The sequence below is a fragment of the Amycolatopsis sp. NPDC114478 genome, from assembly GCF_055633805.1.
Map to the genome: position 1 here is coordinate 234,216 of NZ_JBVKDO010000009.1, position 26,625 is coordinate 260,840.

Consider the following 26,625-nt stretch of genomic DNA (forward strand, 5'->3'; position numbering starts at 1 on the left):
GCTCGTGGCACGGGACTTCTACGCCACGCTCGGGGTCGGCCGCGATGCCGGCGCCGAGGAACTCCAGCGGGCGTACCGGAAACTCGCCCGCGAGAACCACCCGGACGTCAACAAGGACCCGAAGGCCGAAGAGCGGTTCAAGGAGGTCAGCGAGGCCTACCAGGTCCTGTCCGACCCGGAGCAGCGCCGCAAGTACGACCGGTTCGGCGACGACTTCCGGCAGGTGCCCGACGACTGGGAGCAGCGCGTCGGCGCCGGCGCCGGTGCCGGGCAGCGCGGTGGCCGCGTCCGCTACAGCACCTCCGGTAGTGGGTTCGAAGGGTTCGAAGGCGTCGACATCGAGGATCTCCTCGGCGGTCTCTTCGGCGGCCGGGGGCGCGGTGGCCCGGTCCCGGGCGCGGACCAGGAGGCCGAGCTCGAGCTGTCCGTCGAGGAGGCCTACCGCGGCGGGCGGCGGCACCTGAACTTCGGTGGTGACCGCGAGTACGACGTGACGATCCCGCCGGGCGTACTCGACGGCCAGCGCATCCGGCTGGCCGGCCAGGGCGGCCGGGGCGCGGGCAACGCCGCCCCCGGGGACCTGTACCTCGTCGTCCGCGTCCGGCCGGACCGCCGGTACCGGCTCGAGGGGCGCGACATCCACGTCGAGCTCCCGGTGACGCCGTCGGAGGCCGCGCTCGGGGCCACGGTCCCGATCACCACGCCCGGTGGCGAGGTGAAGGCCCGGGTCGTCCCCGGATCGTCCAGTGGACGGCGGCTGCGGCTGCGCGGCGAGGGCATGCCGAACCCGAAGGGCAAGCCCGGCGACCTCTACGCCGAGGTCAAGATCATGGTGCCGAAGCGCCCGAACAAGCGGGAACGCGAGCTGTTCGAAGAGCTCGCCGCGGTGTCCGACTTCGATCCCAGGAGGACCTGATGGCGCGGTACGTGCTCGTCCGCCCGGCGCGGCTCGACCTCGAGACCGTGGCCGCGCGCACCGGGCTGCACCCCGAGCTGCTCCGCCGGTTCGCGGCGCTCGGCCTGGTGGAGACGACCCCGGACGCGAACGGGCGCCCGTGCTTCCCCTTGTCCACGATGGCCAGGGTGGCCCGGATCCAGCGGCTGCACGCCGTCCTGCCCCTCAACTACGCGGCGATCGGGCTGGTGCTCGACCTGCTCGACCGCATCGACGTCCTCGAAGGACAAGTCAGGAGCAATCGGCGATGGACATGAGCAAGCTGACCCAGAAGTCGCAGGAAGCACTCCAAGAGGCCCAGAGCGTGGCGCAGCGCCACGGCCACACCGAGACCGACGGCGAGCACCTGCTGCTCGCGCTGCTCGACCAGGCCGACGGCCTGGCGCCCCGGCTGCTCGCGCAGGCGGGCGCGGACGTCGACAGCCTCCGCGAAGCCGTCGAAGCGGAGGTCGCGCGGCGACCGAAGGTGACCGGCCCGGGCGCCGCACCCGGGCAGGTCTACCTCACCCGGCGCCTCGCCGGCCTGCTCGACGCCGCCGAACGGGAAGCCAAGCGGCTCAAGGACGAATACGTCTCCGTCGAGCACCTCGTGCTGGCCCTCGCCGACGAGGGCGCGAAGTCCGCCGCGGGACGGCTGCTGACCCGGCACGGCGTGACGCGCGAGTCGTTCTTGACGGCACTGACCAAGATCCGCGGCAACCAGCGGGTCACCTCGGCCACCCCGGAGGGCGCGTACGAGGCGCTGGAGAAGTACGGCCGGGACCTGGTCGCCGACGCGCGATCGGGCAAGCTCGACCCGGTCATCGGCCGGGACGCCGAGATCCGCCGGGTGATCCAGATCCTGTCGCGGAAGACCAAGAACAACCCCGTGCTGATCGGCGACCCGGGCGTCGGCAAGACGGCGATCGTCGAGGGTCTCGCCCAGCGGATCGTGCGCGGCGACGTGCCGGAAGGCCTGCGGGACAAGACGATCTTCTCGCTCGACATGGGCGCGCTCGTCGCCGGGGCGAAGTACCGCGGCGAGTTCGAGGAGCGGCTCAAGGCAGTGCTGGCCGAGGTCAAAGCCGAAGAAGGACGCATCCTGCTGTTCATCGACGAGCTCCACACGGTCGTCGGGGCCGGCGCCACCGAAGGCGCGATGGACGCCGGGAACATGCTCAAGCCGATGCTCGCGCGCGGCGAGCTCCACCTGATCGGGGCGACGACGCTCGACGAGTACCGCAAGCACATCGAGAAGGACGCCGCGCTGGAGCGCCGGTTCCAGCCGGTCGTCGTCGACGAACCCTCCGTCGAGGACACCATCTCCATCCTGCGCGGACTGCGGGAACGGCTCGAGGTGTTCCACGGGGTCAAGATCCAGGACGGCGCGCTGGTCGCCGCCGCGACCCTGTCCCACCGCTACATCACCGACCGGTTCCTGCCGGACAAGGCGATCGACCTCGTCGACGAGGCGTGCGCGCGGCTGCGCACGGAAATCGACTCCATGCCCGCCGAACTCGACGAGCTCACCCGGCGCGTCACCCGCCTGGAGATCGAGCAGGCCGCGCTGTCCAAGGAAACCGACAAGGCCAGCAAGGCACGACTGGCGGACCTCGATCGGGAACTCGCCGATCTCCGGGCCGAAGCGGACTCGAAGAAGGCGCAGTGGGACGCCGAGCGGCAGGCGATCCGGCGGGTCCAGGAGCTGCGGTCCGAACTCGAACGGCTCCGCCACGAAGCCGAAGAAGCGGAACGCAACTACGACCTCAACCGCGCGGCCGAGCTGCGCTACGGCGAGATCACCGAAGCCGAGCGCCGGCTGGCCGCGGAAGAAGAACAGCTCGCGGGCAAGCAGGGCCGGAACCGGCTGCTGCGCGAAGTCGTCACCGAGGACGAGATCGCCGAGATCGTCGCCTCGTGGACCGGCATCCCGGTCTCCCGGCTGCAGGAAGGCGAGCGCGAAAAACTGCTGCGCCTGGACGAAATCCTGCACGAGCGGGTGATCGGCCAGGACGAAGCCGTCCGGCTGGTCGCCGACGCGGTCATCCGGGCCCGGTCGGGGATCCGCGACCCGCGCAAGCCGATCGGGTCGTTCATCTTCCTCGGCCCGACCGGGGTCGGGAAGACCGAACTGGCCAAGACCCTCGCGGCGGCCCTGTTCGACAGCGAGGACAACATGGTCCGGCTCGACATGAGCGAGTACCAGGAGCGGCACACCGTCTCGCGGCTGCTGGGCGCTCCGCCGGGTTACGTCGGTTACGACGAGGGCGGCCAGCTCACCGAAGCCGTGCGGCGCAAGCCGTACTCGGTCGTGCTGTTCGACGAGATCGAGAAGGCCCACCCGGACGTGTTCAACACGCTGCTGCAGGTGCTCGACGACGGCCGGATCACCGACTCGCAGGGCCGTACCGTCGACTTCCGCAACACGGTGATCATCATGACCTCCAACATCGGCTCGCAGCACCTGCTCGACGGCGTCACCACCACCGGCGAAATCAAGCCGGAAGCCCGGGACGCCGTACTGGCCGAACTGCGCCACCACTTCCGGCCCGAATTCCTCAACCGCGTCGACGACACCGTGCTGTTCACCCCGCTCGGGCCGGCCGAGATCGAGCGGATCGTCGACCTGCAGTTCGACGATCTGCGCCGCCGGCTGGCCGAACAGGGCATCACGGTCGAACTCACCCCTTCGGCGCGGCAGTTCATCGCCCGGCGCGGGTTCGACCCCGTCTACGGCGCAAGGCCGTTGCGTCGCTACATCTCCCACGAGGTCGAGACGCGGATCGGGCGCGCGCTGCTGCGCGGCGAGCTGACCGAGGGACTCGTGATCGTGGTCGACGCGGCCGACGGTGACCTGACCGTCGACTTCCGCGCCGCCGGACAGGAGGCAGCATGAGGACCGTCGTCGTCGCCTGCGAGCACTGCGGGAAGAGCAACCGGATTCCCGTCGCCGCCGACGGAACGCCGAAGTGCGGTAACTGCCACCAGCCGCTGCCGTGGGTGGTCGACGCGGGCGACACCGACTTCGCGCCGATCGCCGAGCAGGCGGGCCTCCCGGTGCTCGTCGACCTCTGGGCCACCTGGTGCGGCCCCTGCCGGTCGGTGAGCCCGGCGCTGGACCGGCTCGCCCGCGCGCGGGCCGGGAAGGTGAAGCTCGTCAAGGTCGACGTCGACAAGGCACCGGCGACGGCACGCCGGTTCGACGTCATGGCCGTGCCGACCCTCCTGGTGCTCCGCGGCGGCGAGGTCGTCCGGCGGCAGGCCGGCGCGGCGCCGGAAAACGTTCTGCGCGACTGGCTCGACCAAGCACTGAACTCGCCGGAGGAGGCGAAGACATGACCACTGTCACCGACCCGCACCTGGCTCTCGTCCGAGAGGTGGTGCCCCGGACTCCCCAAGGCTGCCAGGAGTGCCTCGCCGCCGGGACCGCGTGGGTGCACCTGCGGCTGTGCCTGACCTGCGGGCACGTCGGCTGTTGCGACTCTTCACCGATGAGGCACGCGCGCCGGCACGCCCACGCCATCGGCCACCCCATCGTGCGCTCGTTCGAGCCCGGCGAAAACTGGCGTTGGTGCTACGCGCACGAGGCGTTCGTATGACGGTCGCGGCGCAGGACCTCGTCGAGACGCCGGATCCGCACGGCGCGTTCCCCCGGCTGACCCGCGAGCAGCTCGAGACGCTCTCCGCCGCGGGCGAGCGCCGGGCGGTGCGGCCGGGTGAAGTGCTCTACGCGCAAGGGGAACGCTCGTCGGACTGGTACGTCGTCCTGAGCGGCAAGGTCGCCATCCAGCACACCGAAGGGGACGAGACCAGAACCGTGCGCGTCCACGGCCCCGGGCGGTTCCTCGGCGAACTGGGCCTGCTCGAAGGGCAGCCGTCGTTCTTCACCGCCGTCGCCGCCGAACCCGGCGAGGTGCTCGTCCTCCCGGTCGACGAGCTGAAGCGGGTGGTGACCGGCGACCCGGTTCTCGGCGACCTGATCCTGCGGGCCTACCTCGTCCGCCGCGCCCTCATCATCGGCTCCGGTGACGGGCTGCGGATCGTCGGCTCGTGCTACTCGCCGGACACCCGGCGGCTGCTGGAGTTCGTGGCCCGCAACCGCCTGCCCTACCGGCTGGACGACCTCGACCAGGACCACGGGGCCGAGGCGCTGCTGCGCCGGCTCGGCGTCACGGTCGACCAGACGCCGGTGGTGGTGCTGCCCGGCGCCGGTGTGCTGCGCAACCCGAGCAACGCCGAACTGGCGCGCGCGGTCGGGCTGCGGCACCAGGAACCCCGGGCCGGCGTGCGCGACATGCTCGTGGTCGGCGCCGGGCCCGGCGGGCTCGCGGCCGTCGTCTACGCCGCCTCGGAAGGGCTCGCGACGTCGGCTTTCGACGCCGTCGCGGCCGGGGGGCAGGCGGGCACCACTTCGCGGATCGAGAACTATCTCGGCTTCCCGTCCGGGATCTCGGGAGCGGAGCTGGCCGAGCGGTCGGTGATCCAGGCGGCCAAGTTCGGCGTCCGGGTCGACGTCCCGGGCGAAGCCCGCACGCTCGAACCGCGGGGCGGGCTGTACGCGGTCGGGTTCGACGACGGCACCGAAGTCGTCACGCGGACGGTGATCATCGCGACCGGCGCCCGGTACCGGCGGCTGCCCATACCCAGACTCGAGTACCTCGAAGGCACGTGCCTCTACTACGCCGCGACCCCGGAGGAGGCCAGGCAGTGCCAGGCCGACCCGGTCGCGGTGGTCGGCGGCGGCAACTCCGCGGGGCAGGCCGCGGTGTTCCTGGCGGGGTCCTCGCCCGTGGTGCACCTGCTGGTGCGCGGCGGCGATCTCGGCGCGAACATGTCGCGCTACCTGGTCGACCAGGTGGAGCGGCACCCGCGCATCCGGGTCCACCTGCACACCGAGGTCCGCGAGATCGTCGAGGACGGCAAGACGATGTCGGGGGTCGAGGTCGAGGACAACCGCACGCACGAGCGGACCCGGCTCGCCGCCCGCGCGTTGTTCGTCTTCATCGGGGCCGCTCCCCACACGCGCTGGCTGTCCGGCCACGTCGCGCTCGACGCGGACGGGTTCGTACTCACCGGCGCCGACGCCGGCGCGTTCCAGGCGGCCGGGATCTCGCGGGCGCCGTTGCCGCTGGAGACGAGCAGCCCCGGTGTGTTCGCCGTCGGCGACGTCCGGCACGGCTCGGTGAAGCGGGTGGCCTCGGCGGTGGGCGAAGGCGCCATGGCCGTCCGGCTGGTGCACGAACACCTCGCGCAAGAACCCTGACAACGGGAGGTTTCCCATGACCACCAGGCTTTCCCACCCGCCCATCGCGCTCGCGGAACTGGATCGGCTGATCAGCCGCGCGGCACCCCCGCCCGAACTCACCATCAGCTCGACCCTGCACCCGGGGCGCTACACCGTCGTCGCGATCGCCGGCCGGACGGACGCGCCGGCGTTGCGCACCCTCGCGGGGTACCTCGCCGGGCTCGTCCACGCGGGCGCCCGCCACTTCGTCATCGACCTCTCCCGGGTCGAACGTCCCGGCGACGACCTCCTCGGCCTGCTGCGCCGTTTCGGCGAACGGCTGACCGCGGACGGCGGCGCGCTGGAACTGATCGGGCTGACCCCGCCGGTGCTGTACGAGCTGGACGACGAGGCGCTCGGCGAGGTTTTCGCCCAGTACCGCGCCGCCTTCGAGGGCGGCCTGCGGCGGTGGGCGGCACTGCGCTGCCCGCAGGGCTTCGAGGGGGTCGCCGAACCCGGCTCCCCCGCCCGCTTCCGCGCGTTCGTCGACACCGGGGCCACCGGGCGCGGCGAGCGGTTCGGGAGGCGCCGATGACCACCGTCAGCCGCCACCACCGGCGGACCTGGGCACGGATCTTCGTGGTCGGCCTGCTGCTGTGGGTGCTCTCGGTCGTCGTGACGTACGCGACCGGCAACCCCAACCTGCTGCCCACGCTCGTGCTGCTCGGCAGCTTCCTGGTGCCGGTGACGTTCGTGGCGTGGGCGTTCGAGCGCCGCGACTCCGGCGAGATCACCGCCGAGCTGGTGTTCCGGACCTTCCTCGTCGGCGGGGTGCTCGGCGTTCTCGGCGCTTCGGTGCTGGAGGCCTACCTGCTGTACCCGTCGACGTGGCTGTACCTGTGGGTCGGGCTCATCGAGGAGGCCGTCAAGCTGATCGCGCTCGCCCTGCTGACGCGCGGCCTGGTCGTGAAGTCCATGCGGGACGGGATGATCCTCGGCGCCACGGTCGGGTTCGGCTTCTCCGCCTTCGAATCCGCGGGCTACGCGCTCACGTCGTTGTTCACCTCCCACGGCCTGTCGCTGACCGACCTGGTCACGACCGAGCTGCTGCGCGGGCTGCTCGCGCCGGTCGGGCACGGGCTGTGGACCGCCATCCTGGGCGGGCTGCTGTTCGCGTGGAGCACGCGCGAGCACTTCGTGCTGAGCCTTCGCCTGGCGCTGGCGTTCCTCGGCGTCGCGCTGCTGCACGCGCTGTGGGATTCCATGTCGTCCATCGCCCTGGTGATCACCCTGGTGCTGACCGGGCAGGTGGCGGAGTTCGATCCGCGCGGCCTCGTCGTACCGCCCGAGGACGTGACGACGGTGTACACGGTGATGACCTGGACGGGCGAGGGCGTGATCGCACTGATCGGCGTGCTGTGGCTGCTGGTCCTGGTCCGCCGGTCGCGGCGGGAGCGCCGCCGGGCACCCCACTGGACGTACCGGATCCCGGCCGCGCGCACGCCGGCGGTCGGAAGGTATTGACCGGCGGTGCGCGAAGGCCACGAGTTTCAGGAAAAGGAGCACAGGAATGCACCGTCTGTTCGGCTTGCCCACCGCACCGCAACGGGTGCACGCGACGTTACGGCCCGGATTCCCCGCGCCGGACGGCGAACCCGCCCGTGCTCATCCGCACGATGACTCAGCAAGACGTTCCAGCCGGGGCAAACTGGCGCTGTCGATCACCCGCGACGCCGGCGTGGTACTGGCGACCGCGTCCGGCGAGATCGACCTGGCCACGGTCCACACCTTCGCCCAGCACCTCGAATCGACCCTCACCGGCCCGCCGACCGCGGTCATCGCCGACCTCGACCGAGTTGCGTTTCTCGCGTCTTCCGGACTGGCGGCGCTCCAGATCTTCGCCCACGCGGCCGGCTCCGCGGGCGTCGCGTTCTACCTGGTCAGCGCCCAGCGCACGATGCTCCGGCACCTACAACTGACGGCTCTCAACCGCGAGATCACCATCAAGCCCACGGTCGCCGAAGCCCGCGCCTGCCTCTCGGCCAAACCGGCGTCCTAGAACGCACGCCGGCGTCGCCACCACGCCGACCAGCCGCTCCCGCGGCACGAACCCGTAGTGCCGGGAATCCCAGCTGGACGGCCGGTTGTCACCCAAGACGACGGTGCAGCCCGGGGGCACCGTCGCACCTCCGAGGCCGTGCACGTCCGGGTCGGCCCAGACGGGCGGCAGGCGGTCGCCCGGCACCGCCACCACGCGTTTGAGCAGCAGCTGCTCCCCCGCCGGTGCTCCGCTCGGCAACGGCGGATAGCGCAGCAGGGCCACCTGACCGCGCCGGGGGCGGCGAGTGCGGCGCACCAGGACACGGTCGCCGGAGCGCAGGGCCGGGGCCATGCTGGCACCGTCCACTGTGGTCAGGATCAACGCGCGGCGGGCCCAGCAACCGGTCGCCCAGGGTGTTGATCATGCGAGCCATGATCACTCCTCTCATCAGCGGAATCGACCGTGAGATCGTGGCTCAGCCGCGCTATCTGTTCGCTTTCGAGCAAATCGCGGTGCCGTCCTGCGTCCCGGATCACCCCGCTGGTCCGGTTCACCGGCTTCGCGGCGGGTATTCATCCCGCATGCGCACGTTCACCTGCCCGCACTGCGCGAACCTGCTGTTCTTCGAGAACTCGGCCTGCGTGGTGTGCGGCACCGACGTGGGCTACGACCGCGCGACCCGGTCGATGGTCCGGACGGCCGGGCGCGCCCGCTGCGCCAACGCGGAGCTCGCCGGGTGCAACTGGATCGCCACCGCCGAGCCGTTGTGCGGCTGCTGCGCGCTGACCCGGACCCGCCCGGCCGACGAGGACGTCGAGGCCCTCGAAGCCTTCCGCGCCGCGGAAACCGCCAAACGGCGGCTGCTCTACCAGCTGGACGACCTCGGCCTCCCGGTGACCCCGCGCACGGCCGATCCCGAGCACGGCCTGGCGTTCGACCTGCTCTCCAGCGCCGACCGGCCGGTGACCACCGGCCACGCCTCGGGCGTGATCACCATCGACCTCGCCGAGGGCGACGACGGGTTCCGCGAAGGCCTGCGCGCGCGGCTGGCCGAGCCGTACCGCACCCTCCTCGGCCACTTCCGCCACGAGATCGGCCATTGGTACTGGGACCTGCTCATCGCCGGCGCGCCGGACGCGTTCCGGACCCTGTTCGGCGACGAACGAGCCGACTACCAGCAGGCGCTGGAAGACCACTACGGCAGCGCACCCGGCTCGGAGTGGGCGGACACCCACGTCAGCCACTACGCGGCCGCGCACCCGTGGGAAGACTGGGCCGAGACCTTCGCCCACCTCCTGCACATCCGCGACACGGTGCAGACCGCCGCGGCGCTCGGCGTGCTCGTCGCCGGCACGCCGATCGCGCCCCACCCCGGCAGCCGGGTCGACGCCGTCCCCGAGGACCACACCGACGACGTCGACGACCTGGTCGCGACCTGGATCCCGCTGTCGCGCGCGCTCAACCAGCTCAACCGCAGCATGGGCAAGGACGACCTGTACCCGTTCACGCTGTCGCCCGTGGTCCAGGACAAGCTCCGGTTCGCCGACGCGACCGTCGCGGCGGCCCGGGCCCGGTGAGCCCGGCCCGGAGCCGCCGGGAATCATCTCCCCATGCCGACCTCTTCACCTCGGGCCCGGGTCCAGCGGACCGAACGCTGGTTCCTCCGCCGCGGGACCCCGACGATGATCGCCGGGTACGGCTTCACCGCGCACATCCTCCCGCGGATGCTGCCCGCGCTCACCTTCGTCATGCTCGCCGGCCTCGCCTGGCTCGTCCCGCTCAAGACGGCCGGCTCGGGCCGGTGGGTCCTGCTCGGCGTGGTCATCGCGGTGACGATCGCGGCCTGGGTGACGATCTCGCTGTTCGTCCGGCGCCTCCCCCGCTTCTCCCGCGGCGCGACCATCGCCATCCTCGCCACCTACGCCGCCATGCCGGTCGCGGTGCCGCTGCTGCAGCTCGCCTTCGACGGCGCCATCACCCTCCCGGGCGCCCGCGCGCTGGGCGTTCTCGCGTTCCTGGTGTTCTTCGCCGCCGCCTTCGCGGCCACTGCCCTCGCCACCACCTACGGCTTCGGCACCCTGGTGCGCCAAGGCATCAAGCAGGCGATCACCGACCTCCGCAACAGCGTGCAAGTCCTCGGCCGCGCCCTGCCGGTCCTGCTCTTCGTCACCCTGTTCCTCTTCTTCACCGGCGAGCTCTGGCAGCTGATGAACCAGCTCGCCTGGTGGCGGCTCGCCCTGGTCGTCGCCCTCTTCGCCGCGGTCACCGTTCTCGCCGCGGCCGCCCGCCTCCGCGACGAAATCGGCCGGGTCGAGCAGGACTTCAGCCCACCCATGCTGACCGCCGCCTGCGCCGGCACCCCGCTCGCCGCCGTCACCATCGACGGGCCCGTCCGCGCGGTCAGCCTCAACGGGCGCCAGAAGCGCAACCTGCTGCTGATGCTCGCCACCCGCCAGCTCGTCCAGGCCGCGGTCGTCGGCCTCGCGCTGTTCGCCTTCTTCGTCCTCCTCGGCGTGATCATCGTGACCCCCGCCGCGGCCGAACAGTGGATCGGTACCAAGCCGGCGATCTCGCCGCTGCTCCCGGGCGTCCCGGTCGCCCTGCTGCGCAACGCCACCCTGCTCGCGGGCTTCGGCAGCATGTACTTCGCGGTCACCTCGATGAGCGACACCGAGCACCGCAAGCAGTTCTTCGCCCCGATCATCGACGAGATCGAGCGCACCCTGGCCGTCCGCGCCGTGTACCTCACCCTGCAGCCGGACACCGCATCGCCGTGACCCGGACCGGCGGTGTTCGGAAGCCCGGCCGCGCCCGCTCCCGCGTGCACTTCACATCCGATACCGTCGTCGGGGCCAGCCGCCCGGGACCGGCAGGAGATCGTGATGACGAACGGCACCGTGGTGGTGATGAACCCGCACTCCGGAGGCGGAAAGGTGGCCCGCTTCGGACTGGTGGAGCGGGCACAGGCGATGGGCGCGCAAGTCAGGCTGACCGGCCCGGGCCAGGACGTGGCGTCGCTGGCACGAGCCGCCATCACCGACGGAGCCGGGATCCTCGGCGTCGCCGGCGGCGACGGCACGGTCGCCGCGGTGGCCGCGGAAGCCTCCGAGGCCGGCCTGCCGTTGGTGGTGATCCCGGCGGGAACTCGCAACCATTTCGCCCGCGATCTGGGCCTGGACATCCGAAACCCGGCGTCCGCGCTGAACGCCCTGCGCGCGGGCGCGCCCCGCCCGGTCGATCTCGGCCGGGTCGGCTCCCGGATCTTCGTCAACAACGTCTCGTTCGGCGCCTACGCGGACGCGTTGCTGACACCCGGCTACCGGGAGGCGAAGGCGCGCACCTTCGCCGAAATCGCGCCGGGATACCTCCAGGGCGAGCAGCGGGTCGACGGCGTCGTGGACACTCCGGAAGGCCCGATCGACAGCCCGCAGATCGTCCTCGTGTCCAACAACCCGTACGACCTCGGCGCGCTGCGCCGGCTGGGCCACCGGTCCGCACTCGACACCGGCCGGCTCGGCGGGATCGTCATCAAGCACCCGGACGGCTCGCCACCGCCGGATCTGCTCCCCCGCCTGCGCCGGGAACTAGCGGAACTGCGGCAACAAGGCCACGCAGGACCACCCGGCGCCGGAATCGTCACCTGGACCGCAACCCGGATCACCCTGCACAGCACGCTCGCGCAGCTGCCCGCCGGCATCGACGGTGAGGCGGTGCAGCTCGACCTCCCGATCGTGTGCGAGATCCAGCCGGGAGCGTTGCAGGTCCTGCTCCCCAGGCCGACAACCAACTGAAGCTCAGAGTCACCGTGCCCGCACTTTCACTCACCTGCCGATCGCGATCCCGGGACCGTCCCGGTCGTGCGGGGCTACGCCGGGTTCTCCGCGACGGCGAGGTAGTTCGTGTAGATCTGCGGCGACCCCGAGAACGACGCCAGCTGCTTCCACTCCTCGTACATCTGCTTCGTGTCACGGTGAGCCGCCGCGAACTCCGCGGCCTCGCCGGTGGCGATGTCGGGCTCGGGGTAGAAGACGTCCAGCGCCTCCAGGCTCGCGATCTCCATCATCATCACGTACTGGTCGAGGCGGTTGCCCCGCTCGCCCTTGAGCACGTGGAACCGCCAGTCCGGGTAGTCGTCGATCCGGTGGTGGTTCTCGGCGATGAAGCGGTCGAACATCTCCTCGGTCACCCCGGCGCGCAACGCCAGGTTGTGGATCCCGACGACCCGGGCGACGGGCTCCTCCCCCGGGCGGTCGCGGTAGCGGGGGCCGGGCGTGACCGTGCTCCGCGGGTTGTCGGCCAGCAGCCGGTAGTCGGTGAACAACGTCGGCAGCTCAGCGAACGTGCCCAGCCGCCGCCACCGCGCCAGCACCGCCTCCGCCTCGGGGTGCCGCGCCCAGAACTGCCGGGCCGGTTCGGTCTGCTCACCCCGTGCGGTGACGTAGCGGTCGCGCTGCTCGGCGCTCTCGATCTCGTACAACATCAGGTACTGCCCGGTCCGCTCTCCGCGCAACCCGCGCAGCAAAGTCCACCGCCACCCCGGGTACAAGGGCAGGTGAACGCCTTCACCACGCACGAAGATCTCGAACTCCTCCGGCGTGACACCAGCCTCCGTGTCGATGGCGATGTACTGGAAAGTGAACACCGACGAGCGTCCCATTGCGTCCAATCCTCAGGCCGGGAAAGGGACCGCGCGTCCGGCAAGCACGCCGCACGCCGGTCAGCCGTCCACCTCCATGGCGTCCGGGTCGGCGGCCCAGCCCGGTTCGCGGCCGGCGCGCTGCTGGCCGACCATCTGCTGCATGCGGTCCTGCTGCGCCTGGATCCGGTCCCGCACCGCCTGGTCCGACATGTCGACGTCCTTGACGTCGTCGCCCCAGTACTTCTGCTTGTCCGCGTCGGTCGGCTGCCCGAGGCGGTGGCCCATCTCCTTGTCGTGGAGGAACATCGGCATGTCCTCTTTGGACACTCCGGCGCCGTCCCGCACGACGTCGCGCGCCGTGTGCATCTCGATGACGTCGTCGTGCGAGACCGGCGGGGTGTGGGTGGTGCCGCCCGGCTTGCCGACACCGCCGGTGCCGTCGCTGTACTCGACCGACTTGCCCTCCATCTTGTCCACCATGTGGTGGTAGGAGTCGTCGGCGACCTTGCCCTGCACCGTCCCGTCCGTGGGCCGGAAGCTGTCCCGCGTGGATGGCTCGAACGCGTGGGTCTGCTTCGGCTCGTCCGGCGTCTCCATGTCGTTCTTGTAGTGCGGGTTCGACTCCCACGTCTGGATCTTCTCCGGCACGTCCGGGGTCTTGCCCTTGCTGACGAAGTCGGGGTTGGGCTCCATCTTCGGCTCGAGGTGCTGGTGGGCGTAGGTGAGCTGGTTGAGCTGGACACCGTCGCTCGGCCGGCCTTCCCGCAAGGTGTTGGCGAGGGAGTCGCGGTAGGAGTCGGCGTTGAATCCCGAGGCGTCCTTCTCGGTGCGCCCGCCGGTGCCGATGTTGTCGCGGTGCGCCTGGTGTGACTCCTGGTAGGCCGGAGCGTCATTCTCGATGCGCCTGGCCGTCTGGATGTTGTCCGCTTCATCCTGCGTCTTCGGCCCGCGCTTGCCTTTGTCGACGTCCGACTTGATCTGGTCTTCGTGCGCTTTGGCCCGCTTGAACTCGTCGCCGCCGAGAGCCTTGTACCCGATCGGGTGTTCGGACTCGTGCGTCTTGCCGCTGACGAGCTTGTTCGGGTCCTTCCAGGTCGAGTCGTTCTTGATCTCGTTCTGGTACTTGTCCCAGGTGCGCGCCTGCTCGTGTTTCGTCGTGCCGTACGAGCCGTCGGACTTCGCGGGGTTGCCGTCCGGCTTGGTCTTCACCTTCGGGGCCTTCTTGCTCGGCCCCGCGCCGCCGGTACCGACCAACTGCTGCTTCGCCTTGCTCACCTTGGACTTCGAGGAACCGGAGGCGGCCGCCTGCTGCTTCTTCTTCGCCGCGCACGGGGTGACGGTCGGGGCGAGGCCGAGCGGGTCGGCCAGCGCGGTCGGGTTGTGGACGTAGGCCTGCGAGTCCGGGCCCGGGTCGAGGCCCAGCGGGTCGTGGGACAGGTAACGGCCGGCCTCGGGGTCGTAGAAGCGGTTGAGGTTGTAGTGCAGCCCGGTTTCGGCGTCGTGGTACTGGCCGGGGAACCGCAACGGCGTGGTGGTGCGGCCCGGTCCGTCGAGGACCTTGCCCCAGAGCGTGGCCTGGCGGTGCCACGCGACCTCACCGGACTCCTCCAGCAGCTCGCTCGGCGTGCCGGCGAGGTCGGTGACGATCGTGTGGAATCGCTCGCCCGGCGCGCCGAGGACGCGTTCGGTCTGGGTGAGGGCGCGGCCGGTACCCGGTTCCCACTCCCACACGGTGGCGACCGGGGGCTGACCGGGTCCGGTGCGCACCTGTTCGGCGAGCGCGTCCCCGTCCCAGGCGAACTGGACCTGCTCGGCCACCCGGCCGTCCGGCGTGAGGCGCTGCTTGGCGACACGCCTGCCCAGCGCGTCGTAGCGGTAGCGCCAGTGCTCGCCCCGGGGCGTGAGCACCGAGGTCAGGCGGCTCTCGGCGTTCCACCGGAACTGCCACTGCGGACCCGCCGGCCCGGCACCGCGCAGGGTGGTGCGGCCTTCGGGGTCGTGGGCGTAGCGGACCGCGCCCGCGGCGGTGAGCAGGGTGCCGCGGTACTCGCGCGGCCCGGCCGTCGGCGCTCCGGGAGTCTGCGCCTGGGCGATGACACCGGTCTGGTGGTAGACGTAGTTCTCCTGCCAGCCGCGGCCCACGACAGCCTGGACGCGGCCCGCGCGGTCCACCTCGAAGGTGCGGGTACCGGTGATCGCGTCGGCCACCGAAGCCAGGTAACCGTCGGCGAGGTAACCGTACTCGCGGTGCTGGGTCGTGCGATTGCCCGCGACGACCGTCTGGGCCACCAGCCGGTCGCCCGGAGCCCAGCTCTGGCGCAGTTCCGCGGCACCGAAGCGGCGGACCCGTTCGTGGCCGGCGAGGTCGTGCCCGAAGCGCAGCGAGCGGTTCCCGACGTGCAGCGCGGCGAGCGTGCCGGCCGGTCCGTACTCGAAGCGCGACATCGCGCCCGAAGGCGTGTGGCGCGCGCGGCGCCGACCCAGCTCGTCGTACTCCGAGCGCACCACGCGCCCGTCCACCGTCTCGGCGACCACGCGGCCCAGCGCGTCGTAGGCGAAGGTGACCTCGGCGTCGGCGTTGCGCGCGGAGACCATGCGGCCGGCCTCGTCGTAGGCGAAGGTCGCGACGTCTTCGCCGGTGACGCGGCAGACCACCTGGCCCATCACGTCGCGCTCCAGCGTCGTAGTCTCCCCCGCACCGTTCGTGCGGCCGATCAGCTGCCCGGCGGCGTCGTAGCGGTACTGCAGGGTGCGGCCGTTGAAATCGGTCTCGCCGATGAGGTTCCCGGCGGGGTCGTAGCGGTAGTGCCAGACCAGGCCTTGCTCGTTGGTCACCGACACCAGGCGCAGCTCGGTGTCGTACGCGTAGGCGAGCCGCGAGCCGTCCGGGCCGGTTTCGGCCACCGGCAGGTCGAACTGCGCGTACTCGGTGCGGGTGGTGTTGCCGCGCGCGTCGGTGCTCTCGTCGGTGTTCCCGACGGCGGAGTCCGTCCACCGCCACGTCGCGCCGTCCGGCTCGATCCGTTCGGCGAGCTGGTCGCCCGCCGCCCACGCGAACCGGGTGACGGCGCCCAGCTCGTCGGTCACCGACGTGGTGCGGCCGAGCAGGTCGTAGGTGTAGCGGGTGACGGCGCCGTCCTCGTCCTCGACGGTCAGCGCCCGGCCCGCCGCGTCGGAGGAGATCCGGGTGGTGCCACCGAGCGCGTCGGTGACCACGGCGACGTTGCCGCGCTCGTCGTAGGCGTAGGAGGTCCGGGCACCGAGCGGGTCGACGACCCCGGTGACCTTGCCGCGCGCGTCGTACTCGTAGCGCCACGTGGCGCCGTCGGGGCCGATCGCGGTGACCGGGCGGCCCTGCTCGTTGTACTCGGTCAGCGACCGCGTGCCGTCCGGCGCGGTGATCGCGACGACCCGGCCGGCCCCGTCCCGCTCGTAGCGGACCTGGCGGCCCAGCGGATCGGTCCGGGTGAGCAGCCTGCCGTGCTCGTCGTAGGCGAGGCTGGTGGTGTGGCCCAGCGCGTCGGTCTCGGCGATCACGCTGAGCCGGTCGTCGAGGTGGAAGCGGCGCACCGCGCCGAGCGAGTCGGTGACGCTCGTGACGAGGTTCTCGCGGTCGTAGTCGATCGCGCAGTCGAGGTAGCCGTCGGTGCCTTGGGCCCGCACGACCCGGCCCGCGGCGTCGAAGCCGTAGCTGTACCAGCGGCCGTTGACGTCTTCCCAGCGCACGATCCGGCCGTCGGCGTCGTAGGTGAAACGGGTGGGCGTGCCGGCGGCGTCGACGACCTCGGCCAGCCGGCCGCGCGCGTCGTAGGAGTAGCTCGCGACGACCGTGCCGTCGGCAGCCCGCAGCGCGGTGATCCGGCCGCCCGCGCTGTCGAACAGCACCCGGTCGCCGGAGGAGTGGACCAGCTCCGCCGGCACCCCGTTCGCACCGGGCACCACATCGACGCGGTTGCCGTCGCCGTCGAAGATCGTCCTCAGCGGGAACACGCCGTCGGCGGACTCCTCGAAGAACAGCGTGTGCTGCTGCTGCGGATCCTCGACCAGGTAGCCGCCCTCGGCACGGCGGAGCGGCCGTGCCGGGCCCGCCACCGGCAGCACCGGGGAGCTCACCGGCAGGGGGTAGCTCTGGAGGCTTCCGTCGGCGAGCGCGACGTGCACGCCGTCGTCCTCGACCTCGAGCCGCTGGTCCACGGTGGAGGCCCACGACGGGCCGAACCAGCGGCCCGCGCGGTAGGACGAGATGTGCGTGCGCGACACCTCCAGCGGCAACGCGCCGGGGATCTCCAGGTCCGTCTGCGTCAGCAGCATCCACCCGGTCGCCACGTCGATCGGGTCGCCGCACACCGACCGGTCCGGCGGTGGGGTGCCGTTCTCGTGCGGGTTCGCGTTGCTGTCCTTGATGCTCTTGCCGCCGCCGGAGCCGCCGGAGCTCGAGGTGACGGTCTTGTCGTCCCCCGGCCCCTTCGGGGTCTGCGCCGGCGGCGGTTCGGGGTCGGTCTTGACCGGCGGTGCCTCGTCGGCCTTCGGCGGTGGTGGGGTGCTGCCACCGCCGTGAGAGCCGCCGTCGCCGGTGCTGGAGGTGTGGGTGGCGTCGTCGCCGCCCTTGGCCGCCGGTGGCGGTGTGTGGTCCTTGGGGGTGCCTCCGCCGTCGCCGCCGGGGGTTTTCACCGGTGGCGCCTTCGGGGTGCCGTTGATGTCGCGGACCTTGGGGGGCGGCGCGGTCTTGCCGACCTTGAGGTTCTTGAGCGCCTTGCCCGCGTCCTCGAAGAGGGTTCCCGCCCTCTTCAGCAGCGGCACCAGGGCCTTCAGCGCCTTGACGAGCTTGGTGACCAGGTCGGTGATCTTCGAGGCGGTTTTCGCGACGGCCGTGACGACCTGGGGGACGACCCAGGTGAGGCCGATGCCGAGGGTGAAGATGACCTGCAGCGCCCAGCTGATCAGGTGGCCGACGAGTTCGGAGATGATGTCGCGCACCAGCGTGCGGACCGCGGCCACGACCTCGCCGGCGGTCTTGACGCCACTGGAGGCACCTTCGCAGCCCTTCTGCGCCGCTTGCAGGGTGGTGGACACGTCCTGGCCGCGCTGCCGGTAGGCGTCCGAGGCCGGTCCGGACCACGACGGCAGGTCGGCCTTGATGGCGTCGGTCAGGTCCGAGGAGACGCTGCCGAGCTCTTTGGCGACGTTGGCCCAGGTCTCGGACTGGGCCTGGATCTCGTCGGCGTTGCCGGTGAGCGCGTTGAGGGCGTCCTTGAGCGGGCCGACGTGCTCCATCAACCAGCTGACCCCGGCGGCGAGGATCGCGCCGAACGGGTCCATGGCCATCGACAGGGCGTCGAGCGCCGTGCCGACCGCGCCCATCGCCACCGAGGCCCAGTCGCCGCTCTTGATGGCGGTCGAGAGATCGTTGGCGGACTCCAGGAGCGAGATGCCGGAGTAGGCCTTCGTCGAGTCCTGGGTCTGCGCGATCAGCGGGTTGCTCACCCCAGCACGCTAGCAGCGGCGGGAGCACAGCGATCTTGACCACCGCGCTCCCGCCGCGCCTGGCACCTTGGCTCCGGACAAGTCGGGCGGCTGATCGCGTCAGCCTCGCCGTATAGATCGTTATACGACCTGCGAGCACCCGACTCTCTGGCTGCGCCGCACGTGGCGTGGATGTTCCGGCAATTTCAGGCGATGGCAGTTTCAGGCGATATCGCCGTCACAGTGCGTCGTATACGCGCAATTCACTCAGCGTCCGGTCGGTGGCCGCCTGGGACGACGCCGGGTTCTGGCCGGTGAGCAGGTTGGCGTCCACCACGATGTGCGGCTCCCACGGCGCGCCCGCCTTGAAGTCCGCGCCACGCTCCCGCAGCCGGTCCTCCAGCAGCCACGGCGCGCGGTCGGCGAGGCCGACCAGGCGCTCCTCCTCGTTCGTGTACCCCGTCATTCGCCGGCCCTCGAACAGCCAGTCGCCGGTGCGCCGGTTGGCCGAGAGCAGTGCCGCCGGACCGTGGCAGACCGCCGTGACGACGCGGCCCGTGTCGAAGAACTGGACGAGGAGCTCGCCAAGCGGCTCGAAGCCGGCCAGATCCTCCATCGGCCCGTGGCCGCCGGGGATGTAGATGGCGTCGTAGTCGGCGACGTGCCCCACTGCGTGCTCCAGCACCATTGGCCGGGCCAGTTCGGTGGCGATCGCGTCGAGGTAGTCGCGAAACGCGGTGGCTTTCCTCTCGCCGCCCACCGTCTCCGGGTCCAGGCTCCTCTGGTCCACCGTCGGCGCCACTCCGCCCGGGGTGGCGACGACCACCTCGACACCCTGGGTGCGGAACCCGTTGTGCGGCACGATGAACTCCTCGGCCCAGTAACCGGTGGGGTGCCGGGTACCGTCCTTGAGCGTCCAATGGTCGCTGCCGGAGAGCACCACCAGGATTCGGGTCATCGGTCAACCACCGGTGATCTTGATCTTGCTGGGCTTGGCGGCGTCCACCTTCGGGACGCGTACGGTGAGCACGCCGCTGTCGAGTGCCGCCTCGATGCCGTCGGCGCGGATGTCGCCGGGCAGCGTCACGCGGTACTCGAACTCGCCGATCCTGCGGGTTCGGCGGCGCAGCAAACCCTTGCGCTCCCGCTCTTTCAGCTCACCGGTGATGACCAGCTCGTTGCCGTACAGCTCGACGTCGACGTCCTCCCGCCGGACGCCGGGCAGTTCGAGCTCGACCAGGTAGGCGTCGTCGGTCTCCGAGACGTCTCCGGCCGGCAGCCACGGCCCGCCGTCCCGTGCGGTGCCCAGCGCCGACTGCGCGAGCCGGTCCACCTGTCGATAAAGATCTTCGAATTCGCGTAGGGGGTTCCATCGATCCGTCTGGCCGGCAGAACGCCTGACGGGCACAGTCATGGTAGGTCTCCTCCTGTTACTCGAACGTCTCAGAGACGAGGGCCGGCTGCCATTTCCTTGAACTCCAGCGGCAGCTGGCTCATCATGTGGCGGAGGTCGTCACCGCTGATCGTTTCGCGCAGCGTGGCGAAGACCGCTGCCATGCCGATGTCCGCGGTGCCCCGGTCCACGCCGGCCCGTTCCGCGGTCCGGCGGATGAACTCGTCGAGGCTGAATCCCTCGGCTTCCTCCTCGGCCGCGACCAGGGGGGTCTGCAGCTCCTCGGGGAGTTGCCCGGCGATGTGGCGAGCCTCCCCGCCGGTGATGCGTTCGCCCAGCGTCCACAGGGTGGCCCGGGCCAGCGCCTCGGCCTGTTCTCGCGAGACGTCGGCCCGCTCGGCCACTTCGTCGACGAACTGGTGGTAATCCATGGGCCGAGCATGGCAGCCGCGGGCGGGCGGCGTCTCCGACGCCGGGGACGGAATTTGCCGGGCCGATTCACCCTGCCAGGCCGACAGGTGTGCCGCGATCGGTGAACTACACCGGTGTCTTCCCGGCGGCGCGGGTGCATCGCCGCCAAGCCAGGACGGACAGTGCCGTCGCGCGGCCGTTCACCGTGACATGACGGAACGTGCGGCTTTTTGGCCTCGGGAGGTCGACGCCGCCCGATGCGCCTGGCAGGCCCGTTCGCCGTGCTGGTTTTCGACCTGCCAGGTCGATACGGCGCCGGTGCGATCCGATGCATCCTCGTCCCCAGCTAGGTGGGGACCGTCCTCAGATCGTCCACAGCGGACGCCGTCACGAACCTGGGAGGCCCATGACCTACCACGAGCAGCTGCCGAAACCGGGTTTCCTTCTGGACACGAAGCTGGTCAAGAGGTTCGTCGCCGACAAGTTGGACGAGGACGGCCAGGCCGAGCTGGCCGACCAGGTGGCCCACATCGCCATGTTCCACGCTGAGCTGCCCACCGCGCTCGCCGCGCAGATGACCCGGATCGTGCAGCACCTCGGCGGCGAGGCCGAGCTGGTGCGGTGGCTGGACCGCTTCCCCGGCCGGCCGAAGGTCGTGGCCAGGCTGTTCGCGCTGATCGACCTGCTGGACAGGTTCAGCGCCGAGCCCTCGGTGGTGACCGCGCTGTCCGAACTGCGTGCCGACACCCGGTACCCGCCGGGACTGGCCGGCTACCTGTCCCCGGACACCGACGACGAGACGCTCGCCGGGCTGGCCTGGCACATCGAACACCTGGCCGCGGACGACCGGATGGCCGACGCGGTGCGGCTGGCGCAGAACTCGGCAAAGCTGATGGAGCGGCTCGCCGCCAGGGCCAGGGAGCTGAACCCGGACCTGCCCGACCTGGCCGACCTCGCCGCCAAAGCGGCCAAGGCAGTCGACGACGCTGCACATGAGGCGGCGGGCCTGGCAGAGTGAAGGTTCTCCATCCTGGCATCGACCGCGGTTGGGGCGTCAACTGACGACGGTGCGCGAGACCGGCCGCCGTTCGGGGGGTGTCCAGCCGCGCACGACGGTAGCCGCCGATCGCCGGCAGGACGCTGAGAACGCGACACGACGCCTTCACAACGTCCACGCTGCCGCGCTGGTCATGGTGGCTGACAAGGCCATCGGGGTTTCGGACGGACCACAAGCGACAGTCCTCATCGGACAAATCAGTCGCGCGCGTCCGGGACGGGGATCGCCGCGACGATGCTGTCCGGGATCACCGGCGGCCTGGCCATGGGCTGGCGAAGGCGGAGGCGGAGCGGCAGCTGGCCGCTCGCGGCATCACCGACAAGGCGGACCTGGAGCACCAAGGCCGGGAAGCCGGCCGGAAGAAGACCCTGGAAACCGCGCACACCCTCCTCGACGTGCCGATCGACCGGTTCGCCGAAGTGAACTCGGCCGGCTTCTACGACCTCGCTCGGCGGGGTCGAGGTGTGCCTGAACCACCCGGTCGAAGACAGTTACTCGGGCGCCGACTTCAGCGGCTCGGGCGGCAGCAATTCGTGGAGCGCATGTCGCGGTGAACTTCCGATCGGAAGGGGTTGACCCTGACCGTGCGTCAGGGTTGGAGCCTGGTGGCATGACGGACAGCACCCTTTCTTCGGCCCTCATTCCGCCGATCGGCGATTTCCAGCAGCTCCACGGCCGCCGCGTTTTCGTGCATCGGTCGGGTGGTGGCGGCCCGGCTGTCGTCGTCCTGCCGGGCGCCGGCATGGTCGGCCTGGACTACTTCCTCGTCCACCAGCAGGTAGCGCGGTTCACCACCGCCGTGGTGTACGACCGAGGCGGAACCGGCTACAGCGACCCGGTCCCGCTGCCGCGCACCGCCGCCGCGGTCGCCACGGAACTGCACGAGCTGCTGCACGACCAGGCCATCGCCGGCCCGTACGTTCTGGTCGCGCACTCCCTCGGCGGCGCCTACGCGCATCGATTCACGCAGCTGTACGCGCCGGAGGTGGCCGGGTTGGTCTGGCTGGACGCCTTCCACCGGGACTGGGACGAGTTCATGCCCGCCGAGGCGGGCCTGGCCGCGGGCGAGCGGATGGCACCGGACCTGGCGTGGATCCGGCGGCAGCGCCCGGACCTGCGCCGGATGTACGCCGAGCTGCTGGGGCACCACCCGGAGCACCTACGGCGGTCGCTGATCGAGGCCCACGTGAGTGACAACTGGCTCCTGGGCGGCTTCGCCGAGCGTGGCAACCTGGTCGCGCTCGCCGACGAACTGCGGGCCGGGCCGGACCTGCCCGACGTCCCGCTGATCGCCCTCACCACGGAGGGGGTCGACCCGGCTCAGCAGGCGCTGACGTCGGAGGAGACGCGGCAGGGTGTCTCGGAGCAGACCCTGCGCGAGATCGCCGAAGGCCGCAGGAAGATGGTCGCGGCCCTGGTGAGCGGGGTTTCGCACGGGGAGCGGCGGGTCGTGCCCGGCATCGGCCACAGCCAGCTTTGCTTCGCGCGCCCCGATATCGTGGTCGAAGCGATCCGCGATGTCGTGGACCGGGTGGGTCGCGCCTAGCTCTTTTCGAAGAGCGCCTTTCCGAAGAGCGGAGGTAGCCGGTGCTCACGATCGGCCAGCTCGCGGCGACCGCCGGCGTGACCGTGCGCACCGTCCGCCACTACCACCACATCGGCCTGTTGCCCGAGCCCGAACGCGATGCCTCCGGCTACCGCCGCTACAGCGCGCAGGCGGCGGTCGACCTCATCCGGATCAGGACCCTCGCCGAGGCCGGTGTGCCCCTGGCTCGCGTCGACGCGGTGCTGCACGCCCAGCCGGCCGAGTTCGCCGCGGCCATCGCCGACATCGACGCCGAACTGCGGCGCAAGGTCGACCAGCTCACCGAGCACCGGCGCCGGATCGCCGCGCTGGCCGGCGGCGACGGGCTGGTGCTGCCGCCTGAGGTGGTCGCGATCTTGGACCGGATGCGCGAGCTCGGGGTCAGCGAGCGGACGGTGCGACTCGAGCGGGACACGTGGATCCTGATGCAGGCGCTGGACCCGTGCGCCATGCCGCAGTGGATACAGGACAGGAACGCCAGGTTCGACGACCCGGCGAAGACGCACCAGTATCTCCTCTGTGATCAGTCGATCGACTGGGATCCGCTCGATCCGCGCGTGGACCGGCTCGTCGACGAGCTGGACGCCTGGCAGATCGAGCAGGAAGCGGAAAGCGGACAGCAAGCGACCATGACGCTGGTCTCCGTTCGGGTAGCCGAGGCGTCACCGGCTTGGCGGCGGATCCTCGGTGTGCTCACCGACCGGGCCCGGCAGCGCCGAACCACTGCGCCCCACAGCTGAAGCCGACGCCCTGATCTGGCGCCCGCCTACTCCTGCCGGAACGTCCCGACGGTCCTGGCCGACCCCGCCCTCCCCCGGTGCTCGTCTACCCGGCGATCCACGCGGCGCGGCCGACGCCGGAGGCAGCGCCGGTCGAGCCGGCGGGTCCGGGCGCGCTGACGGATCCTCCGGTCGTTCGGGCTGATCACGACCGAACGAGCGGGGTCCGCGGTACTGCACCGGCCGGTGACGGGATCGTTCCACCGGCGGCACGCGCGTCGTGAGGGCGCGCGTGACGCCGGCGGAACGTTGCCGTCAGGCGTCCGAGCGAGGGCGCTGGAGGGTGAAGGTCTCGAACGGCTTGAGCGCGCCGCCGGTGCCGACGACGTCGTAGTAGGTCACCCGCATCGTCGTCAGGCCACCGCGGCGGGTGCCGGGATCGACGGTGAACGCCGCGAAGCCGTACGAGTTGGCGGCGTCGCGAACCGCGGACCACGGAGCGTTCTCGGTGACGTAGACGGGCGGGCGCTTGCCGGTCGCCGGGTCGGGTGCGCCGACCGCGGTGATCACCCGGCAGCGCGGCGGGGTGAAGAACAGCTGGTTCGACGGCGCCGACGTGCCGCCGCCGCCGAGGACCATGTGGACGGTGCCCTTGCTGGTGTCGACGACGTCGGTACGGGTGGCCGCCGGCACCGGGGTGCGGGTCGCGGTGGCCGCCGCCCCGCGGATCGGGTGGGAGCGTTCGTAGTGGTGTTCGTGCCCGCACACCACCAGGTCGACGCCGTAGCGGTCGAACAGCGGCACCCATTCCTCGCGGATCCCCAGGTCGGCACCGTTGAACTGGTCGGCGGTGCTGATCGCGACCTGGTGCATGCACACCACCACCCAGTCGACGTCGCGATCGGCGCGCGCGGCGGCGAGCTCCGTCTCCAACCACGCCTTCTGCGCGCCCCGGGAGTAGCCCCGCACGTAGGAGTTGCCGCCGTCCTGGTAGCAGATGTCGTCGTTGGCCAGGCTGATCACCCGCACCGAGCCCACGGTGAACGAGTACCACAGGCCGCGCGTGACGTCGGTCTGGCCGGAGGCGGGCGGCACCGAGAAGTACGTCTGATAGGCGGCGTAGCCGATCGGGCCGTTGCCCAGCTCGTTTTCGTGGTTGCCCGCGGCGGGCATCCACGGCCGGTTGCGCGCGCTGCGGCTGTTGTTCGTCCAGAAGTCCCACCAGGTGCGGACCCGGTCGGTGGCCAGGTTGGCGTAGCACAGGTCACCGTTGAACAGGTGGAACAGCGGCTGCACCCGTTCGACGCCTGCGGTGGTGTCACCGGCCGCCGGCGAACCGAGGTTGTCGTTGACCAGCGGCGGGTTCGGCAGGGTGACCCCGGCCGGAGGGACGTAGCGCTTGCCGAGTGTCGGGGTGCCTTGGTCGCCGAAGCTGGTGAAGGTGAACGCCGCCCGGCCTCGCGGCGCGGTCCGGAAGGTCGCGAGCACGGGCTCCGCGCCGTCGTGCAGCGCTGCGTAGACGTAATCGCTGTTCGGGTGGAGTCCTCGCAGTGAGGCGTGGAACGCGTACACGACCTGGCCCGACTTCGCGTCGGTGTAGCTGACGGTCTTCGCCGGGACGCTCCTCTCGTAACGGCCGTCGGGACGCCCGACAAGCACACGCGGGTCGCGGGCCGGCTGCAGTGCGTGCCAGGACACCACGACCTCGCTCGCGGCGTCCGCGCCGAACTGCAGGTGCAACCCCTCGACGGGAGGTCTCTTCGCGGCGTCACGGCCGGTCGCGTCCGAAATGTCCTTTGTGGTGGGTTGTGCGTCCGCCGTCCCGGCGAGCGGTCCCGCCGCGAAGGCGATTCCCGCCGCGCCGGCCGCAGCGAGGAAGCCACGGCGGCCGAAGTGGCGGGCGAAGATCTTTTCGTCGTCGTTCATCCCGACACACTCGCCGATCGGCGGCCCCTCGCAAACCACGCTCCGATGAACGGCGCAGAACGAAACGATGGCTTGGCGCCTCGGCGAACCGACCAACCAGCCTCGCATGTGCGGCGAAGGCACCGGCCGGGTCCACCGTGATCCGCTATCCGGTGACGCTCGCTCGGTAAAGTGCTTCGATGTCGGCGTCGAAGTAGCTGCTGTAGGACACATCATCGTCACCGCCGGCCTCGAAACCGCCGACGACTCCGATGACCGTGCCGAGGTTCGTCGCCGGGTCGACGTCGAGGACCCACGGGCTGCCGCTGGTTCCCTCCGACAATCCGGGACACGAAATTTGCATCTGGTTCGCACCTTGCTGAGTCGTGGTGCTCAGGCAGGTCACCGGCGCGTCGGCGGAGTCCGGGTAGCCCGTGACCGAGACCGTGTTGGTGTAGCCGCGGTCGGAGCCCAGTCGGTTGGCTCCGGTGAGACTCTCGAGCGGGGCGGGGTTGCCGTCCTGATGAACGGTGAGGAAGGCGAAGTCGAGGTCGGGGTCCGAAGTGGCTTCCCAGCCGGGAGCGACGAAGATCTGCGAGACGGCCCAGACACCGAACGGCGCTGTCCCATCGTGGTAGCCGGGTTCGAACGTCACATTGGTGAAGGCACCCCCACCGGCGCCATCGTGGACGCAATGCGCTGCCGTCAGCACCAGGTTCCCCTTCGGGCTGTCCACCACACTGGCCGAACAGTAGTGACCGTCGCCCGAAAACAACGCACCCACGGCGAGCCGGCTACCGGGGTCCACCACGTGCGCACGGGCACTTTCGGGCACCACCGGCCGGGCTGGGACATCAGTGCGACCGGGGACGACGGTGGGAGACGGGCTGGTGACGGGCGGCGATGCCATGACCGCCGTGGCGCGTGGCTCCGGCGCAGGAGCAGGAACCCTGCGGCTCGGCCAGTCGTGTTCGGCAGCCGGTGGCGCCGGCGAGGCCGATCGCGCCATCGCGACCGCTCCGTCCGTGTCCTCGGCGGCCACGGACGCAGTCGCGGCGAAGGCCACGGTCGCGAACAGCGCCAGCAGCGGCAACAACCGAACCCAGACCATGCCCCCCGCACCTTTCCGCCACCTGCCGGACAGCATACTGATGCGCGGCACAGCGGGAATTGTCCATCCTGAGAGAACGCTGAGCAGGACGAAAATCTCTCCGGTCGAATGCCTCGTCACACGTCGACGTACGGCTTACAATC

The 26,625-nt window shown here is 71.0% G+C and carries 23 protein-coding genes and 1 pseudogene; 15 read left to right on the plus strand and 9 right to left on the minus strand.

Going from position 1 to position 26,625, the window contains the following annotated elements:
• Positions 1–4: 4 nt before the first annotated feature.
• From ACZ7OH_RS25645 to ACZ7OH_RS25685, 9 genes are read left to right on the plus strand one after another with little or no spacing between them, the layout of a single operon-like run.
• Complete coding sequence (locus ACZ7OH_RS25645) at positions 5–916, plus strand: DnaJ C-terminal domain-containing protein (protein WP_470283085.1); 912 nt, start codon at positions 5–7, stop codon at positions 914–916.
• Positions 916–1,212 carry a chaperone modulator CbpM gene (locus ACZ7OH_RS25650; protein ID WP_400898659.1) on the plus strand — a complete coding sequence of 99 codons (297 nt, stop codon included), beginning with the start codon at positions 916–918 and terminating at the stop codon, positions 1,210–1,212. Before ACZ7OH_RS25645 ends, ACZ7OH_RS25650 begins: the two co-directional genes overlap by 1 nt.
• Positions 1,203–3,830, plus strand: a complete 2,628-nt coding sequence (gene clpB, locus ACZ7OH_RS25655; RefSeq protein WP_470283086.1) for an ATP-dependent chaperone ClpB — start codon at positions 1,203–1,205, stop codon at positions 3,828–3,830. Before ACZ7OH_RS25650 ends, clpB begins: the two co-directional genes overlap by 10 nt.
• A complete protein-coding gene (gene trxA / locus ACZ7OH_RS25660; RefSeq protein WP_470283087.1) occupies positions 3,827–4,273 on the plus strand; it encodes a thioredoxin in 447 nt (148 codons plus the stop codon). The genes clpB and trxA overlap by 4 nt, the downstream gene beginning before the upstream one ends.
• A complete protein-coding gene (locus ACZ7OH_RS25665; RefSeq protein WP_364583415.1) occupies positions 4,270–4,533 on the plus strand; it encodes a ubiquitin carboxyl-terminal hydrolase 14 in 264 nt (87 codons plus the stop codon). The genes trxA and ACZ7OH_RS25665 overlap by 4 nt, the downstream gene beginning before the upstream one ends.
• On the plus strand, positions 4,530–6,197 hold the full coding sequence (locus tag ACZ7OH_RS25670; protein WP_470283088.1) for an FAD-dependent oxidoreductase: 1,668 nt from the start codon (positions 4,530–4,532) through the stop codon (positions 6,195–6,197). Before ACZ7OH_RS25665 ends, ACZ7OH_RS25670 begins: the two co-directional genes overlap by 4 nt.
• Before the next feature lie 16 nt (positions 6,198–6,213).
• Positions 6,214–6,753 carry an STAS domain-containing protein gene (locus ACZ7OH_RS25675; RefSeq protein ID WP_470283089.1) on the plus strand — a complete coding sequence of 180 codons (540 nt, stop codon included), beginning with the start codon at positions 6,214–6,216 and terminating at the stop codon, positions 6,751–6,753.
• Positions 6,750–7,682, plus strand: coding sequence for a PrsW family intramembrane metalloprotease (locus ACZ7OH_RS25680; RefSeq protein WP_470283090.1), 933 nt, complete (start codon positions 6,750–6,752; stop codon positions 7,680–7,682). Before ACZ7OH_RS25675 ends, ACZ7OH_RS25680 begins: the two co-directional genes overlap by 4 nt.
• A gap of 46 nt (positions 7,683–7,728) precedes the next feature.
• On the plus strand, positions 7,729–8,217 hold the full coding sequence (locus tag ACZ7OH_RS25685; protein ID WP_470283091.1) for an STAS domain-containing protein: 489 nt from the start codon (positions 7,729–7,731) through the stop codon (positions 8,215–8,217).
• Here ACZ7OH_RS25685 and ACZ7OH_RS25690 read toward each other — a convergent pair.
• Positions 8,128–8,583: pseudogene (locus tag ACZ7OH_RS25690) on the minus strand (S26 family signal peptidase); the annotation flags it as partial. The gene ACZ7OH_RS25685 and the pseudogene ACZ7OH_RS25690 sit on opposite strands and share 90 nt — an antisense overlap.
• Before the next feature lie 197 nt (positions 8,584–8,780).
• Between ACZ7OH_RS25690 and ACZ7OH_RS25695 the strand changes: the two are divergent.
• The 3 genes from ACZ7OH_RS25695 to ACZ7OH_RS25705 are packed head-to-tail and all read left to right on the plus strand — an operon-like array spanning position 8,781 to position 11,990.
• The gene (locus ACZ7OH_RS25695; RefSeq protein WP_470283092.1) at positions 8,781–9,776 is read left to right on the plus strand and encodes a zinc-binding metallopeptidase family protein; all 996 of its coding nucleotides are present in this window, start codon (positions 8,781–8,783) and stop codon (positions 9,774–9,776) included.
• Between the two features lie 33 nt (positions 9,777–9,809).
• On the plus strand, positions 9,810–10,976 hold the full coding sequence (locus ACZ7OH_RS25700; protein ID WP_470283093.1) for a hypothetical protein: 1,167 nt from the start codon (positions 9,810–9,812) through the stop codon (positions 10,974–10,976).
• A 12-nt stretch (positions 10,977–10,988) separates the two neighbouring features.
• Entirely contained in the window at positions 10,989–11,990 is a 1,002-nt protein-coding gene (locus ACZ7OH_RS25705) for a diacylglycerol/lipid kinase family protein (protein WP_470283094.1), read from the plus strand.
• A 74-nt stretch (positions 11,991–12,064) separates the two neighbouring features.
• Here the strand turns inward: ACZ7OH_RS25705 and ACZ7OH_RS25710 are convergent, their stop codons facing one another.
• The 5 genes from ACZ7OH_RS25710 to ACZ7OH_RS25730 all read right to left on the minus strand — a co-directional run bounded on the left by ACZ7OH_RS25710 (position 12,065) and on the right by ACZ7OH_RS25730 (position 20,125).
• A complete protein-coding gene (locus ACZ7OH_RS25710; RefSeq protein WP_470283095.1) occupies positions 12,065–12,856 on the minus strand; it encodes a hypothetical protein in 792 nt (263 codons plus the stop codon).
• 60 nt (positions 12,857–12,916) lie between these two features.
• Positions 12,917–18,322 carry a DUF6531 domain-containing protein gene (locus ACZ7OH_RS25715; protein ID WP_470283096.1) on the minus strand — a complete coding sequence of 1,802 codons (5,406 nt, stop codon included), beginning with the start codon at positions 18,320–18,322 and terminating at the stop codon, positions 12,917–12,919.
• Between the two features lie 217 nt (positions 18,323–18,539).
• Positions 18,540–19,259, minus strand: coding sequence for a type 1 glutamine amidotransferase domain-containing protein (locus ACZ7OH_RS25720; RefSeq protein WP_470283097.1), 720 nt, complete (start codon positions 19,257–19,259; stop codon positions 18,540–18,542).
• A gap of 3 nt (positions 19,260–19,262) precedes the next feature.
• Positions 19,263–19,634 (minus strand): Hsp20/alpha crystallin family protein, encoded by a 372-nt coding sequence (locus ACZ7OH_RS25725; protein WP_470283098.1) that lies wholly within the window; start codon positions 19,632–19,634, stop codon positions 19,263–19,265.
• A 110-nt stretch (positions 19,635–19,744) separates the two neighbouring features.
• Positions 19,745–20,125: a DUF2267 domain-containing protein gene (locus tag ACZ7OH_RS25730; RefSeq protein WP_470283099.1), complete on the minus strand. Its 381-nt coding sequence runs from the start codon at positions 20,123–20,125 to the stop codon at positions 19,745–19,747.
• A gap of 386 nt (positions 20,126–20,511) precedes the next feature.
• On the opposite strand from ACZ7OH_RS25730, the gene ACZ7OH_RS25735 reads away from it, so the two are divergent.
• Positions 20,512–21,123 carry a hypothetical protein gene (locus ACZ7OH_RS25735; RefSeq protein WP_470283100.1) on the plus strand — a complete coding sequence of 204 codons (612 nt, stop codon included), beginning with the start codon at positions 20,512–20,514 and terminating at the stop codon, positions 21,121–21,123.
• Positions 21,124–21,359: 236 nt separating this feature from the next.
• Here ACZ7OH_RS25735 and ACZ7OH_RS25740 read toward each other — a convergent pair whose 3' ends face one another.
• A complete protein-coding gene (locus ACZ7OH_RS25740; protein WP_470283101.1) occupies positions 21,360–21,545 on the minus strand; it encodes a hypothetical protein in 186 nt (61 codons plus the stop codon).
• 227 nt (positions 21,546–21,772) lie between these two features.
• Here ACZ7OH_RS25740 and ACZ7OH_RS25745 point away from each other — a divergent pair, with 227 nt between their 5' ends.
• Entirely contained in the window at positions 21,773–22,708 is a 936-nt protein-coding gene (locus tag ACZ7OH_RS25745; RefSeq protein ID WP_470283102.1) for an alpha/beta fold hydrolase, read from the plus strand.
• A gap of 41 nt (positions 22,709–22,749) precedes the next feature.
• Positions 22,750–23,487 carry a MerR family transcriptional regulator gene (locus ACZ7OH_RS25750; RefSeq protein WP_470283103.1) on the plus strand — a complete coding sequence of 246 codons (738 nt, stop codon included), beginning with the start codon at positions 22,750–22,752 and terminating at the stop codon, positions 23,485–23,487.
• A gap of 294 nt (positions 23,488–23,781) precedes the next feature.
• On the opposite strand, the gene ACZ7OH_RS25755 is transcribed toward ACZ7OH_RS25750, so the two are convergent.
• The gene (locus ACZ7OH_RS25755) at positions 23,782–25,392 is read right to left on the minus strand and encodes a fibronectin type III domain-containing protein (RefSeq protein WP_470283104.1); all 1,611 of its coding nucleotides are present in this window, start codon (positions 25,390–25,392) and stop codon (positions 23,782–23,784) included.
• A gap of 145 nt (positions 25,393–25,537) precedes the next feature.
• The gene (locus ACZ7OH_RS25760) at positions 25,538–26,482 is read right to left on the minus strand and encodes a trypsin-like serine peptidase (protein WP_470283105.1); all 945 of its coding nucleotides are present in this window, start codon (positions 26,480–26,482) and stop codon (positions 25,538–25,540) included.
• Positions 26,483–26,625 lie beyond the last annotated feature (143 nt).

What these genes read in the sequence shown, in the direction of transcription:
- ACZ7OH_RS25650 (WP_400898659.1), top strand. Translation starts at nt 916, where the DNA reads ATGGCGCGGTACGTGCTCGTCCGCCCGGCGCGGCTCGACCTCGAGACC.
- clpB (WP_470283086.1), top strand. Translation starts at nt 1,203, where the DNA reads ATGGACATGAGCAAGCTGACCCAGAAGTCGCAGGAAGCACTCCAAGAG.
- trxA (WP_470283087.1), top strand. Translation starts at nt 3,827, where the DNA reads ATGAGGACCGTCGTCGTCGCCTGCGAGCACTGCGGGAAGAGCAACCGG.
- ACZ7OH_RS25665 (WP_364583415.1), top strand. Translation starts at nt 4,270, where the DNA reads ATGACCACTGTCACCGACCCGCACCTGGCTCTCGTCCGAGAGGTGGTG.
- ACZ7OH_RS25670 (WP_470283088.1), top strand. Translation starts at nt 4,530, where the DNA reads ATGACGGTCGCGGCGCAGGACCTCGTCGAGACGCCGGATCCGCACGGC.
- ACZ7OH_RS25675 (WP_470283089.1), top strand. Translation starts at nt 6,214, where the DNA reads ATGACCACCAGGCTTTCCCACCCGCCCATCGCGCTCGCGGAACTGGAT.
- ACZ7OH_RS25680 (WP_470283090.1), top strand. Translation starts at nt 6,750, where the DNA reads ATGACCACCGTCAGCCGCCACCACCGGCGGACCTGGGCACGGATCTTC.
- ACZ7OH_RS25685 (WP_470283091.1), top strand. Translation starts at nt 7,729, where the DNA reads ATGCACCGTCTGTTCGGCTTGCCCACCGCACCGCAACGGGTGCACGCG.
- ACZ7OH_RS25695 (WP_470283092.1), top strand. Translation starts at nt 8,781, where the DNA reads ATGCGCACGTTCACCTGCCCGCACTGCGCGAACCTGCTGTTCTTCGAG.
- ACZ7OH_RS25700 (WP_470283093.1), top strand. Translation starts at nt 9,810, where the DNA reads ATGCCGACCTCTTCACCTCGGGCCCGGGTCCAGCGGACCGAACGCTGG.
- ACZ7OH_RS25710 (WP_470283095.1), bottom strand. Translation starts at nt 12,856, where the DNA reads ATGGGACGCTCGTCGGTGTTCACTTTCCAGTACATCGCCATCGACACG.
- ACZ7OH_RS25720 (WP_470283097.1), bottom strand. Translation starts at nt 19,259, where the DNA reads ATGACCCGAATCCTGGTGGTGCTCTCCGGCAGCGACCATTGGACGCTC.
- ACZ7OH_RS25730 (WP_470283099.1), bottom strand. Translation starts at nt 20,125, where the DNA reads ATGGATTACCACCAGTTCGTCGACGAAGTGGCCGAGCGGGCCGACGTC.
- ACZ7OH_RS25735 (WP_470283100.1), top strand. Translation starts at nt 20,512, where the DNA reads ATGACCTACCACGAGCAGCTGCCGAAACCGGGTTTCCTTCTGGACACG.
- ACZ7OH_RS25745 (WP_470283102.1), top strand. Translation starts at nt 21,773, where the DNA reads ATGACGGACAGCACCCTTTCTTCGGCCCTCATTCCGCCGATCGGCGAT.
- ACZ7OH_RS25755 (WP_470283104.1), bottom strand. Translation starts at nt 25,392, where the DNA reads ATGAACGACGACGAAAAGATCTTCGCCCGCCACTTCGGCCGCCGTGGC.
- ACZ7OH_RS25760 (WP_470283105.1), bottom strand. Translation starts at nt 26,482, where the DNA reads ATGGTCTGGGTTCGGTTGTTGCCGCTGCTGGCGCTGTTCGCGACCGTG.